General features: G+C 68.1%; 14 protein-coding genes. 11 read left to right on the plus strand and 3 right to left on the minus strand.

Translation table 11 applies throughout. The features are described 5' to 3' along the window. Positions 1-17: 17 nt before the first annotated feature. Positions 18-605: an NAD(P)H-dependent oxidoreductase gene (locus CKCBHOJB_RS16365; RefSeq protein ID WP_281049730.1), complete on the minus strand. Its 588-nt coding sequence runs from the start codon at positions 603-605 to the stop codon at positions 18-20. A 149-nt stretch (positions 606-754) separates the two neighbouring features. Between CKCBHOJB_RS16365 and trxC the strand changes: the two genes are divergently transcribed. Further along, positions 755-1,192, plus strand: coding sequence for a thioredoxin TrxC (gene trxC / locus CKCBHOJB_RS16370; protein ID WP_281049731.1), 438 nt, complete (start codon positions 755-757; stop codon positions 1,190-1,192). A gap of 16 nt (positions 1,193-1,208) precedes the next feature. Here trxC and CKCBHOJB_RS16375 read toward each other — a convergent pair whose 3' ends face one another. Together CKCBHOJB_RS16375 and CKCBHOJB_RS16380 are read right to left on the minus strand one after the other, a co-directional pair. Next, positions 1,209-1,751, minus strand: a complete 543-nt coding sequence (locus tag CKCBHOJB_RS16375) for a response regulator transcription factor (RefSeq protein ID WP_281049732.1) — start codon at positions 1,749-1,751, stop codon at positions 1,209-1,211. Beyond that, on the minus strand, positions 1,748-3,085 hold the full coding sequence (locus tag CKCBHOJB_RS16380) for an ATP-binding protein (protein WP_281049733.1): 1,338 nt from the start codon (positions 3,083-3,085) through the stop codon (positions 1,748-1,750). Before CKCBHOJB_RS16380 ends, CKCBHOJB_RS16375 begins: the two co-directional genes overlap by 4 nt. A 215-nt stretch (positions 3,086-3,300) precedes the next feature. Here CKCBHOJB_RS16380 and nosZ point away from each other — a divergent pair, with 215 nt between their 5' ends. The 10 genes from nosZ to CKCBHOJB_RS16430 all read left to right on the plus strand — a co-directional run bounded on the left by nosZ (position 3,301) and on the right by CKCBHOJB_RS16430 (position 13,126). After that, on the plus strand, positions 3,301-5,259 hold the full coding sequence (gene nosZ, locus CKCBHOJB_RS16385) for a TAT-dependent nitrous-oxide reductase (RefSeq protein WP_281049734.1): 1,959 nt from the start codon (positions 3,301-3,303) through the stop codon (positions 5,257-5,259). Positions 5,260-5,454: 195 nt separating this feature from the next. Continuing rightward, the gene (locus CKCBHOJB_RS16390) at positions 5,455-7,632 is read left to right on the plus strand and encodes a NosR/NirI family protein (RefSeq protein ID WP_281049735.1); all 2,178 of its coding nucleotides are present in this window, start codon (positions 5,455-5,457) and stop codon (positions 7,630-7,632) included. 28 nt (positions 7,633-7,660) lie between these two features. Then, on the plus strand, positions 7,661-8,083 hold the full coding sequence (locus tag CKCBHOJB_RS16395) for a transcription regulator (protein WP_281049736.1): 423 nt from the start codon (positions 7,661-7,663) through the stop codon (positions 8,081-8,083). Positions 8,084-8,234: 151 nt separating this feature from the next. Next, entirely contained in the window at positions 8,235-9,521 is a 1,287-nt protein-coding gene (locus tag CKCBHOJB_RS16400; protein ID WP_281049737.1) for a nitrous oxide reductase family maturation protein NosD, read from the plus strand. After that, positions 9,493-10,434 carry an ABC transporter ATP-binding protein gene (locus CKCBHOJB_RS16405; RefSeq protein WP_281049738.1) on the plus strand — a complete coding sequence of 314 codons (942 nt, stop codon included), beginning with the start codon at positions 9,493-9,495 and terminating at the stop codon, positions 10,432-10,434. Before CKCBHOJB_RS16400 ends, CKCBHOJB_RS16405 begins: the two co-directional genes overlap by 29 nt. A gap of 10 nt (positions 10,435-10,444) precedes the next feature. Continuing rightward, entirely contained in the window at positions 10,445-11,260 is an 816-nt protein-coding gene (locus tag CKCBHOJB_RS16410; protein ID WP_281049739.1) for an ABC transporter permease subunit, read from the plus strand. A 39-nt stretch (positions 11,261-11,299) separates the two neighbouring features. Beyond that, entirely contained in the window at positions 11,300-11,842 is a 543-nt protein-coding gene (locus tag CKCBHOJB_RS16415; protein ID WP_281049740.1) for a nitrous oxide reductase accessory protein NosL, read from the plus strand. 14 nt (positions 11,843-11,856) lie between these two features. Next, complete coding sequence (locus CKCBHOJB_RS16420; RefSeq protein ID WP_281049741.1) at positions 11,857-12,126, plus strand: hypothetical protein; 270 nt, start codon at positions 11,857-11,859, stop codon at positions 12,124-12,126. After that, positions 12,126-12,497: a hypothetical protein gene (locus CKCBHOJB_RS16425; RefSeq protein ID WP_281049742.1), complete on the plus strand. Its 372-nt coding sequence runs from the start codon at positions 12,126-12,128 to the stop codon at positions 12,495-12,497. The genes CKCBHOJB_RS16420 and CKCBHOJB_RS16425 overlap by 1 nt, the downstream gene beginning before the upstream one ends. Then, positions 12,494-13,126, plus strand: coding sequence for a nitrous oxide reductase accessory protein NosL (locus CKCBHOJB_RS16430; protein ID WP_281049743.1), 633 nt, complete (start codon positions 12,494-12,496; stop codon positions 13,124-13,126). Before CKCBHOJB_RS16425 ends, CKCBHOJB_RS16430 begins: the two co-directional genes overlap by 4 nt. Positions 13,127-13,203 lie beyond the last annotated feature (77 nt).

Consider the following 13,203-nt stretch of genomic DNA (forward strand, 5'->3'; position numbering starts at 1 on the left):
CGGGAAGCCGCGCCCGCTCAGCTGCGCAGCCTGCGCGCACTGTCGACCAGCGCGGCCGCGAGCTTGTCGAGCATGTCCTGCTGCGCGGCATCGCGCAGGCGCGCATCCTCGCCCACCGCCTCGCCCGACTTCGCCACCGCGAGCTGCTGCGGAATGACGTGCATGCCCAGATAGCCGAGGATGTCGCGTACATGGAACAGCACGCGCATGCCGCCCAGCGCACCCGGCGAGCTCCCCACCACCGCCGCCGCGCGGCCGGCATAGACCGCGCCGCCCGAGCGCGCACGGTCGGCCGGATTCGGCCGCGAGCACCAGTCGAGCGTGTTCTTGAGCAGGGGCGTGATCGATCCGTTGTACTCGGGATTCACCACCAGCAGGCCGTCGCTGGCGTGCAGGCGCTGCTGCAGGCGCACGATGCTCTCGGGCAGGCCGGAGGCGGCCTCCAGGTCGCCGTCGTAGAGCGGCGCCGGGTAGTCGTCGAGGTCGATCAGCTCGACCTCCGCGCCCGCATTGCGCACGGCCAGCGCACAGGCGTCGGCCACCCGCCGCGACAAGGCCTCGCGCCGGCGGCTGCCGGCCATCACCACGATTCGGGGCTGCTTCATTCGCGCTGCTCCTTCGCATTGAGAGGACCGCCATTATCCGCCGGCGCGGCGCGCCGTTGGCACTCGCCCGACATCCGGCCGCATGCAGCCCTTGAAACCCTCGCACGCGCCTCGATATCAGGGAAATCTGAAATACCCCGGAGCCCACCATGTCCGACGCCCTGCACCTGGTCTGCCCGCACTGCAATGCGGTGAATCGCGTCCCCGCCGCCCGCCTCGCCGACGCGCCGAATTGCGGCCAGTGCGGCAAGGCGCTGTTCACCGGCCACCCGGTGGAGCTCGACGCCGCCAGTTTCGACCGCCACATCGGCCGCAGCGACATCCCGGTGCTGGTCGATTTCTGGGCGCCCTGGTGCGGCCCCTGCCGGATGATGGCGCCCGCCTACGCCCAGGCCGCCGGCATGCTCGAGCCGCAGGTGCGCCTCGCCAAGCTCGACACCGAGGCCCACCCGGCACTGGCCGCCCGCTTCGGCATCCGCAGCATCCCCACCCTGGCGTTGTTCCGCGGCGGCCGCGAGATCGCCCGCCAGGCGGGCGCGATGGGCGCGGCCGACATCGTGCGCTGGGTACGCGGCCAGCTCGGCTGAGCGACCGGCCTCGCGCTCAAGCCGCCGAGGGCGGGCGCGCCAGCTTGCGCTGCAGGGTGCGGCGGTGCATCTGCAGCGCGCGCGCGGTCGCCGAGATGTTGCCCTCGTGCTCGGCGAGCACGCGCTGGATGTGCTCCCACTCGAGGCGATCGACCGACATCGGGGCGTCGGGCACGTGATCCTCGAGCACGACCTCCTCGGCACGCAGGGCGCGCACGATGCTGTCGACGTCGGCCGGCTTGGCCAGGTACTGGATCGCCCCGAGCTTAACCGCATCGACCGCGGTGGCGATGCTGGCATAGCCGGTCAGCACCAGGATGCGCGCGCCGGGACTGGCATCGAGCAGCGGGCGGATCAGCTTCAGCCCCGACTCGCCGCCGATGTTGAGGTCGAGCACGATGAACTCGGGCTCGTGATCGCGCGCGAGCTCGAGCGCGCCCTCGCTGTCGGTGGCGCCGTAGGTGTCGAAGCCGCGCTGGCCGAGCGCGCGCACCAGCACCTTGTTGAAGGCGGGATCGTCATCGACGACGAGCAGGCAGGGGGCGTTGTCCGCGGTCATCGGCAAACCTGTTCGGGAATCAGCATGCGCGCAATCGTGCCACCACCGGGCCGGGAACGGAATTCCAGGCGACCGCCGTGGTGCTCGATCGCGGCATGCGCCAGCATCAGGCCGACCCCCATGCCCTGGGCGTGGGCGCCGAGCGGCGCGTGGCGGGCGGCGTCCACCCGCGCCGGGTCGAGGCCCGGGCCGCGGTCGAGCACCTCGACGAGGACCAGGTCGTCCTCGCGGCCCATGGCCAGCTCCACCGCCACGTCGTCCTTGCCGGCGCGTGCGTTCGCGTTGGCGGCGTTGTCGATCAGGTTGTGCAGCGCCTCGCCGAGCGAGGCATCGGCGACGATGACCGCCGCGGGATCGGCGGCATTCGCCCGCATCTCCAGCGCGGCGCCCGGACGCAGCCGCTGCCAGCGCGCCGCCACCTCGCGCGCCCAGGCCAGCGCGTCGACCGCGCCGCCGCCCTCCGCGCGCTGCTGGCCGGCCTCTCGCGTCAGGCCGTTGAGGATGTCGCGGCAATGGTCGATCTGCTCGCGCATCAGCTCCACGTCCTCGCGCAGCTCGACAGCGAGCTCGGGCCTGGTCACGAGGTCGTCGGCGACGATGCGCAGGGTGCCGAGCGGCGTGCCCAGCCGGTGCGCCGCGCCGGCGGCGAGCTTTCCGAGGCCGACCACGTAGGCGTCGCGCGCGCGCGCGGCATCGACCGCGGCCAGCTCGTCGTCGCGGCGCGCGAGCTCCGCGTTCAGGCGCACGATGAACCACACGACCGTCACCGCCGACAGCGCGAAGCTGATCCACATACCGGCCAGATGCCAGTACATGGCCTGGTCGGCGTCGGCCAGATGGACCGGCTGGTGGTACTGCCACAGCAGCGAATAGACGGTGACCGCGAGCGCCGCCAGCAGCCAGGCCTGCAGCGCCGGCAGGATCGAGGCGCCGACCGCGACCACCGGCAGCAGCAACGAGATCGCCGGATTGGTGACACCGCCGGTGAAGTACAGGAAGGCCGCCCAGGCCACCAGGTCCACGATCAGCTGCAGCAGGGCGCCCCAGCGTCCGACCAGCCATTCGGCGACGCCGCCGAGCAGGGCGAGGTTCACCGCCAGCAGGCACAGGGTGACGCCGGCCAGCGGCGCCACCGGCTGCGCGGGCGCCAGCCAGGGGAAGACCACCAGGCTCATCAGCGCCATCGCCACCAGCGACACCCAGCGCAGCTGCAGCAGGCGGCCGCGGTCGGTGCGCACCGCGCTCAGCACCCGGGTCGGCGTCAGCGCGGACGGGGGACGCTCCAGCATCCGGTCATCGACATCCGCCACGGTCTCGTTGCTCTTCACCTGCATCCAACTCCCTGCGCATCTTGCCGGCCAAGCGACCCTTCTTTGTTTTATATCAAGGTTTACTGATTTCCGTCTTCATAGAATTCAGGTGCGACAAAACGTCACAGGACAAATTGTCACAGGTCGCCGGAACGCATGAACAGCCAGCGCGAGGGGCGCAGCGGCGTGGTACCCGGCCTGTGGGAATCGATCACACCTGCCTACGGGAGCAAGAAACCATGAACGACGCAAAAATGAACCAGGTCGACGCCATGCCCGACCCGAGCCGCCGCAAGTTCCTGAACACCGCGGCGCTTGCCGGCCTTGCCGGCGCCGGCCTGTCGGTCGGCCTGTCCGCGTGCAACAAGGAATCCGCTCCCGCTCCGGCCGCTGCACCGGCTGCCGCGCCCGCTCCGGCACCCGCCGCGGCGCACGCCGCCTCCGACCTCAAGCTGCACATGGCACCGGGCGAACTCGACACCTACTACGGCGTGTGGTCCGGCGGCCACTCCGGTGAATGCCGCGTGCTCGGCCTGCCCTCCGGCCGCGAGATCAAGCGCATCCCGACCTTCAACATCGACTGCATGAGCGGCTGGGGCATCACCAACGAGTCGAAGAAGATCATCGGCACCCGCCCCGACGGTCAGCTCAAGTACAAGACCGGCGACACCCACCACGTCCACGGTTCGTACACCGACGGCACCTACGACGGCAAGTACTTCTGGGTCAACGACAAGATCCACGGCCGCCTCGCCCGCATCCGCGGCGACATCTTCGAGTGCGATGCGATCACCGAGCTGCCCAACATCCAGGGCTTCCACGGCATCTTCTCGGACAAGCGCGACCCGGTCGACAAGGCGATCAACCACACCACGCGCGTGTTCTGCGGCAACGAGTTCCACATCCCGCAGCCCAACGACGGCCACGACCTGGACGACCCGAGCAAGTACTACTGCCTGTTCACCTGCGTCGACGCCGAGACCATGGAAGTGCGCTGGCAGTGCAAGGTCGACGGCAACATGGACCTCGTCGCCACCTCGTACGACGGCCGCTTCGCCTGCTCCAACCAGTACAACGTGGAAGGTGGCGCGCGCTACGAGGACATGATGTCGGCCGAGATGGACGCCTGCGTGTTCTTCGACGTCGCCCGCATCGAGAAGGCGATCAAGGACGGCAAGTCCTTCACCGTCGGCAACTCCAAGGTCCCGGTGGTCGACGGCACCAAGGCCGCCAACCCCGATCCGAAGACCGCACTGACCGCCTACGTGCCGGTGCCCAAGAACCCGCACGGCGTCAACGCCAGCCCGGACGGCAAGTACATGATCTGCTCGGGCAAGCTGTCGCCCACCTGCACGGTCATCGAGGTCGCCAAGGTCGCCGACTTCTTCGACGGCAAGCTCGACGACGTCCGCAAGGCGGTGGTCGCCGAAGTCGAAGTCGGCCTCGGCCCCCTGCACACCACCTACGACGGCCGCGGCAACGCCTTCACGACGCTGTTCCTGGACAGCCAGATCGTCAAGTGGAACATCGACGCCGCGATCAAGTTCCACAATGGCGACAAGGCCGTGCAGTACGTGGTCGACCGCATCGACGTGCATTACCAGCCGGGCCACATCAGCGCCAACATGGGCGAAACCAAGGAAGCCAGCGGCCAGTTCCTGGCGGTGGGCTGCAAGTTCTCGAAGGACCGCTTCCTGCCGGTCGGCCCGATGCACCCGGAAAACGAGCAGCTGATCGACATCCGCGGCGAGAAGATGGTGCTGCTGGCCGACCACCCGGTGCATCCGGAGCCGCACGACTTCATCATCGTCAACCGCGACATCATCAAGACCAAGCAGGTCGGCACGCTCGACGCCCACCCGCTCGCGGTCAAGGATGCCAAGGAATCGGGCGTGTTCCGCGACGGCAACAAGGTCACGGTGAAGATCGCTTCCCTGGCGCCGGCCTACACCCTGCGCGAGTTCGAGCTCAAGGTCGGCGACGAGGTCACGCTGATCCTGACCAACCTCGACAAGGTGGAAGACCTGTCGCACGGCTTCGCGATTCCGAAGTACGACATCAACTTCGTGGTGAACCCGCAGGAGACCAAGTCGGTCACCTTCAAGGCCGACAAGCCGGGCGTGTTCTGGTGCTACTGCACGCACTTCTGCCACGCGCTGCACCTGGAGATGCGTTCGCGCATGATCGTGCGCCCGTAACGCGGCACCGCATCGCGCCAGCAGAAAGCGGCGTCGTCTGAAGATCGAGGGGCGCAAGCCCCTCGATTGCTTTTTTCCGCCGGCGATGCCCGGTCACCGGATGCGGGCCTTCACCCCGCGACAATTTGACGCTGGACAAATACACGTCGGCCGTCGCCGCCTAAACTCCATCGTGATTTACTAATGGAGCGCCTCATGAAGCCCCTCTCCGCCCTGCGGGGCATTGCGATGGCGGCGATCCTCGCCACCGCTTCCCTGCTGTCCCCGGTCGCCTCGGCACAAACCGCCTACGAGGCCCCGCTGCCAGCGGACATCAACACCAACCCCGATCTCTGTGCCAACCTCCCCTGCAAGGAGGTGCTGCCGGGTGCCGACAGCTTCTCCGAACGCAAGGGGAAGCCCACCTACGTCGAGGCCTACCGCAACGAAGGCGGCCAGAAGTCGCTCGCCGGCTACGTCTTCCTGTCCACCGACATCGTCGACATCCCCGCCTATTCGGGCAAGCCGGTGATCACGCTGATCGGCATGGACACCAAGGGCATCATCACCGGCACCAAGATCCTGCGTCACAGCGAACCGATCCTGCTGCTCGGCATCCCCGAGAGCGTGCTGACCAAGTTCGTGAACCAGTATCTCGGCAAGTTCGTCGGCGACAAGATCGAGATCGGCAAGTCGCGCGAGGGCGAGGGCGTCATCGGCCTGGACGCGATCACCGGTGCCACCGTCACCGTGATCGCGCAGAACCAGGTGATCATGCGTTCGGGCGTGGCGATCGCCCGCCAGGTCGGCATCCTCAAGGTGGAACCCAAGCCGGCGATCAAGTTCTCCGCGGTCGATGAAAAGCTGAGCTGGGAGCAGCTGGTCAAGGAAGGCAGCGTGCGCCGCCTGACCGTGAAGCCCGAGCAGCTGGGCATGCCGCGCGGGCCGCAGCCCTACGTCGACATGTACTACGGCTACCTGAACACGCCGACGGTGGGCCGCAGCATCCTCGGCGACAACGGCTACAGGAGCCTGATGTCCTCGCTCAAGCCGCACGAGAACGCGATCTTCATCGTCTCCAACGGTACCGACTCGTTCAAGGGCTCGGGCTTCGTGCGCGGCGGCATCTACGACCGCGTGCAGGTCGGCCAGGACATGGACGCCTACACCTTCCGCGACCTCGACTACCTCAACCTGTGGGGCGTGAAGGCCGAAGGCGCGCCGAGCTACAAGGAATCGGCGATCTTCATCATCCGCGACGCCGGCTTCAGCGCGGCCTACCCGTGGAACCTGGTGTTCCTGGCGAACAAGCTCGACCGCGAGACCGGCCACCGCGACTTCGTCAGCTTCAGCGACGAGTACTGGGTGCTCGACCGCTACATGGAAGGCGGGCGGCCGAAGGTGGTCAAGCCCGACGCGCCGTGGGTGAAGGTGTGGAAGTCGCGCGTGCTCGAGATCGTGCTGTTCTCCGCGCTGCTGATCGCCGTGGCGGTCGTCTATGCCAATCGCGACGCGCTGACCCGGCGCTCGACGCGCAAGAACAAGTGGCCGGTCAACGCCTTCAAATACACCTTCTGGGTCATCAGCATCGGCTTTGTCGGCTTTGGCCTGCTCGCCCAGCCCTCGATCACCCAGGTGCTGACCTGGTTCCATTCGCTGCTGTTCCAGTGGCAGTGGGAACTCTTCCTCACCGACCCCTTCATCTTCCTGTTCTGGATCTTCATCATCCTGACCACCTTCGTGTGGGGCCGCGGCCTGTTCTGCGGCTGGATGTGCCCCTTCGGCTCGCTCTCCGAGCTGATCTACAAGGTGGCCGGCGCCATCGGCCTCAAGCGCTTCCAGTTCGCCCTGCCGATGAAGTGGCACAACCGCCTGAAGTGGGTGAAGTACGCGGTGTTCTTCGGCCTGCTCGCGGTGTCGGTGTTCTCGATGGGCCTGGCGGAGATGCTCGCCGAGGTGGAGCCGTTCAAGACCACCTTCCTCGTCGGCATGTTCAACCGCGCCTGGCCCTACACCCTGTTCGTCGCGGTGCTGCTCGGCCTGTCGATCTTCATCGAGCGGCCGTTCTGCAAGTACCTGTGTCCGCTCGGCGCCTCGCTCGCGATGCCGTCGACCTTCCGCTGGTTCGGCCTCAAGCGCAAGCAGGAATGCAACAGCTGCAAGGCCTGCGCGGTGGGTTGTGGTTCGCTCGCGATCGACGAGCATGGCCGCATCGACCATCGCGAGTGCATGCACTGCCTCGACTGCATGGTGCTCTACACCGACGAGCACGCCTGCCCGCCGCTGGCGCAGGAGCGCAAGCGGCGCACCAAGGCCGGCCTGCCGCTGACCCCGATCGGCGCGGACGGCTACTACATTCCGATCAAGCCGATGCCGGCCGCACCCCGGACCTGAGCACCGACTTTCCGCAGAGGAGCGCATCATGATCGACCCCCGCAGCATGACCGAACCGGTGACCCCGCCCTATGCTGGCGGCGGCGTGGCGCGAATCGGCGCCGAGATCTGGGATCACCTGTGGCCCTGGAGCCGCAGCGGCTTCCAGCGCCAGCGCGCGATCCAGGCCGCCGGCCTGGCGCTCGCGCTCGCCGCCACCGTGGCCTGGGTGCTGGCGGCGATGGGCAACCTGACCCCGGCTGCGATCATCGGCTGGTGGTTCGGCTGGAGCGTGTTCGAGGTCGTGGTGCGTCTCGGCTCCAAGCCCTACGTCAAGGAGGGCCCGTGGTGGGGCCAGCGCTATCGCCGGGCGAGCGTGATGGACATGATCTGCTACGTCGGCTTCAAGAACCTGCTGATCGGCGCCGCGCTGTTCCTCGGCCTCAAGAGCCTCGGTATGCTTGTCGTCTGACCACGCCGGCAGCACCCGCCAGAGGACGCGCCGCCCACCGGGCGGCGCGTCGTTTTGAGCGCCCGTGCCGCCGCCCCTGCTTCACCTAAATCAAGTCGTACTGCGGCATTCGGCCGCATACTTCGGGCTACCCTCAACTGCGACCGAATCGATGTCCTTCATACACACGTTCTGCCGACTGACCGCTGCACTCGCGCTGGGAGCGGGACTGGCGGCGCCGGCCGGAGCAGCGACGTGGCGTGTGCAGCCCGGCGAATCCATCCAGGCCACCATCGACCGCGCGGCCCCCGGCGACGTGATCGAGATCGAGCGCGCGCGCTATTTCGGCCACCTGCTGGTCGACAAGCCGCTGACCCTGCGCGGCCTCGACCGCCCGACGATCGACGGCGAGCTGAAGGAAAACACCATCAGCGTGAAGGCCGAGAACGTCACGATCGAGGGCCTGATCGTCACCAACTCGGGCGGCGACACGCTGTACCAGCACGCCGGCGTCTATATCTACCCCGGCTCGCACAAGGCGGTGGTGCGCAACTGCGACTTCTCCTACACCCTGTTCGGGCTGTGGATCGAGAAGGCCAACGACGTGCTGATCGAGAACAACCTCATCACCGGCAAGCGCGACTTCGACTCGCCCAAGCGCGGCAACGGCATCCAGCTCTACAACACCCAGCGCGCGCGCATCATCGGCAACAACGTCAGCTTCGTGCGCGACGCGATCTACGTCGACGTCTCCCACGACGCGATCTTCCGCGGCAACAAGCTGCACCACAGCCGCTACGGCACGCACTACATGACCTCCTACCGCAACGTCTGGGAGGACAACGAGACCTGGTACAACCGCGGCGGCCTGGCGCTGATGGAAGTGCGCGACCAGGTCGTGCGCAACAACCGCGCGTGGGGCAACTCCGATCACGGCATCATGCTGCGCACGATCCAGGACGCGGTGATCGAGAACAACATCGTCGCCGGCAACCAGCGCGGCTTCTTCATCTATGACGCCGAATACAACGAGCTGCGCGGTAACCGGATCATCGACAACGTCGTCGGCATCCACCTGTGGGCGGGCTCGAAGAACAACAAGGTCGAGCGCAACGACTTCATCGCCAACCGCGAGCAGATCCGCTACGTCGCCGCGCGCGACATGATCTGGGGCGAGCAGGAAGGCAACCACTGGAGCAACTACCTGGGCTGGGATCGCAACGGCGACGGCATCGGCGACGTCCAGTACGAGGCCAACGACCTCGTCGACCGCCTGACCTGGCGCCATCCGATGATGAAGCTGCTGCTCGGCAGCCCGGCCATCCAGACCCTGCGCATGGTGGCCCAGCAGTTCCCGCTGCTGCGTGCGCCCAGCATCGTGGACCCCAACCCGCGCATGGAACCGAACAACCCTGACTGGAGCCAATGGCGTGGCAGATATTTCCCCCGCTCAGAATGACGCCGGCGCACCGGTGATCGTCGCCCGCGGCGTTCGCAAGCACTACGGCCCCATCCACGCCGTCGATGGCGTGGACCTCGAGGTCCGCAGCGGCGAACTGTTCGGCCTCATCGGCCACAACGGCGCGGGCAAGAGCACCATGTTCAAGATGATGCTGGGGCTGATCCCGCAGACCGCTGGCGAGATCCGCATCGACGGCGCCCCGGTGCCGGGCAGCGACTTCCGCACGGTACGGCGCAAGGTCGGCTACCTGCCCGAGAACGTCGTGCTCTACGACAACCTCACCGGCGCCGAGACGCTGGACTTCTTCGCCCGCCTGAAGGGCGTGTCGCCGGCGAACAACGCCGCGCTGCTCGAGCGCGTCGGCCTGATGCACGCGGCCCGGCGCCGCGTGCGCGAATACTCCAAGGGCATGCGCCAGCGCCTCGGCTTCGCCCAGGCCCTGCTCGGCAAGCCGCGCATCCTGTTTCTCGACGAGCCCACCACCGGCCTCGACCCGGAGGCGATCCGCGGCTTCTACGCCATCCTGCGGCAGTTGAAGAGCGAGGGCGTGACCATGGTGATCACCTCGCACATCCTGGCCGAGATCCAGGAGCGGGTGGACCGGCTGGCGATCATGGCCGCCGGCAAGGTGCAGGCCACCGGCACGGTGCAGGCCCTGCGCGAGCAGATGGACCTGCCGCTGTGGTTCGACGTCCGCGTCGCGCCGGAGGACTTCGAGTCGGTGCGCAACGTGCTCGCCGACCTGCCGGTGGGCGCGGTCGAGGCCCGCGACGGCCACATCGCGGTGCAGTGCGCGCGCGACGCCAAGATGACGGTGATCGCCGCGCTCGCCACCCTCAACGGCAAGGTGCGCGACCTCACGGTGCGCGAGCCTTCCCTCGAAGACGTGTTCTTCGGCTTTTCCGACTGAGAGGCGGACCATGGAGTTTTCGCAAGTCGCCACCATCGCCGGCAAGGAGTTCTGGGACCGCATCCGCAACCGCTGGGTGCTGGCCGTGGCGCTGGTGTTCACCGTGTTCGCGCTGTCGATCGCCTACTTCGGCTCGGCGCAGCAGGGCGCGGTGGGTTTCCGCTCGATCGAGGTCACCATCGCCAGCCTGGTCAGCCTGGTCATCTACCTGATCCCGCTGATCGCGCTGGTGCTGGGCTTCGACGCCATCGTCGGCGAGCGCGAGCGCGGCTCGCTCGACCTGCTGCTGTCGATGCCGATCACCCGCCTCGAGCTGCTGCTCGGCAAGTACCTGGGCCTGGCCGGCGCACTCACCTTCTCCACCGTCGCCGGCTTCGGCCTGGTGGGCGTGGTGCTGGCGTCCCAGCTCGACCTCTCCGCGCTGTTCCACTACTTCGGCTTCATGCTCAGCTCGGTGCTGCTCGGCTGCGCCTTCCTCAGCCTGGCGGTGATGCTGTCGGTGTTTGCCGCCGACCGCACCCGCGCCTCCGGACTGGCGATCGCGATGTGGTTCTTCTTCGTGCTGATCTTCGACCTGCTGGTGCTCGGCGTGCTGGTCGTGACCGCCGGCCAGTGGGGCGGCGAAGCCCTGCCCTACGCGCTGCTGCTGAATCCGGCCGACGTCTTCCGCATCCTGAACATCTTCTCGATGGACGATGTCCGCACCCTGTACGGCCTGTCGACCGTGTTCCCGCCCGCGCTGGCGCAGCCCTGGCTGCTCGGCCTGGTGATGGCGGCATGGATCGCCGGCCCGCTGGCGATCGCGGCGTGGCGCTTCCGCCGCTGATCGCGCCCACACACTGAACCGGATGGAGTGAGTTTCCCCATGTGCACACATCACGCCTGCCTGAGCCGTCGCCGCTTCCTGATCGCCGGCGCCGCAGCCGGACTGCTCGCCGCCTGCGGCAGCGGTAACGACAGCGGCGGCGGCGCCATCGCGCCGCTCGAGTTCGACCGCAGCACCAGTTGCGCGCTCGACGGCATGCTGCTCGCCGACTATCCCGGCCCCAAGGTGCAGATGCACTACGCCGGCGTCCCGCGCCCGGACTGGTTCTGCGACACCATCGAGATGTTCAACGTCTATCTGAACCCGGAGCAGGCCCGCCTGGTCACCGCGCTCTACGTCCAGGACATGGGCAAGGCCGAGTGGGACAAGCCGGTCGGCCACTGGATCGACGCGAAAAAGGCCTTCTACGTGTTCGGCTCCAAGCGCCTGGGCGCGATGGGCCCGACCGCCGCCTCCTTCGCCAGCGAGGCCGACGCCAAGGCCTTCGCCGCCGAGCACGGCGGCAAGATGCTGCGCTTCGACGAGGTCACGCCCGACATGGCGATCCTCGACGGCGGCGCCCTGCACGACCAGTCGATGTAAGCAGGAGGACGACGATGAACCCGATCTTCGATGCCATCCCCCCCGAGGACGCGCTCGAGCTCGAGCAGATCACCCGCCTGATCTACGAGTCGCGCGAGAACCGCCGCAAGGTGCTGGACGCCGTCGGCGCCAGCGACGAGGCTGCGCTGCTCGCCCGCATCGCCGCCGGCGAGATCGACGAGCACCCGGCCTACGAGCACTATCTCGCCGCCCGCATCCTGGCCGACACCCACGCGGCCGCCCGCGAGGTGGTCGGCAAGCGCCTGCAGGAGATCAACCGCTGATGAGCCTGCACACCGCACTGCTCGAATACGTCGAGCGCGAACATGGGGATGCCCTGCTCACCCCGCCGCAACTGGCGCAGGACGCGCTGACCGTGGTGCTGACGAACGGCGTGGTGCTCACCGTGCGCTACGCTGCGACGGACGCCTACTCCCTGCGCTGGCGCAGCAGCCTGCATGCCGACGGTGTCGAGCTCGGCATCGACACCGCACCCACCCACCCGCAGCTCGCCACCACGCCGAACCACCTGCACCTTGCCGACGGCACGGTCGTCGCCGATCCGCTGACGCAGCCCGGTGGCGCCCCCGAGCACAACCTCGCGCGCGTGATCGAGGCCCTGCTGCGTGATCCACAGCTGAAGGATTGCGCATGACGAGCCCGGTATGGCGCCGCCGGCTGCTGCTCGCCGGCGCGGCGAGCGCACTCGCTGCGGGCAGCGCGCTGTTCCTGGATTACGGCAGCCGGCCGGGACTCGGCTTCGAGCCACCGGCCGAGGACGTATGCGTCGTCGCACCCGCGCGGGTGACCGAACCCCATGCCTACGATCCGGCGAGCGGGCTTGCGATGTACGAGGCCCGCCCGGTGCCTGCGGATGCGCGCTGCCCGATCTGCGGCATGTATCCGGCGCGCTTCCCGCGCTGGGCGGCGCAGCTCATCTTCAAGGACGGCGCCGCCCACTTCTTCGACTCCCCGGTCGACCTGTTCATGTACCTGGAGACGCCCGAACGCTTCGGCTCCGAGCGCAAGCCTGCGGACGTGGCGGCGGTCTACGTCGCCGACTTCCGCAACGGCGCCTGGCTGCCCGCGCGGCAGGCGGTGTTCGTGCGCGACTCCAGGGCGCGCGGCCCGATGCGCGGCCCCGACCTGCCCGCCTTCGCCGACGCGGCCACCGCCCAGGCCTTCATCGCCGAACAGGGCGGTCGCGCGCTGTCCTTCGAGCAGATCGACGCCAGCGTCGTCAGCGGCCTGCGCGACGCCAACCACGCCCAGCACATGCACTGAACACGCCTGGGCGCGCACCATAATGCAAACGGGGCCCGCAGGCCCCGTTTCTCGCTCGGTGCGACCCGCTTACCGCG

This window comes from Thauera sp. GDN1 (genome assembly GCF_029223545.1).
GTDB lineage: Bacteria > Pseudomonadota > Gammaproteobacteria > Burkholderiales > Rhodocyclaceae > Thauera.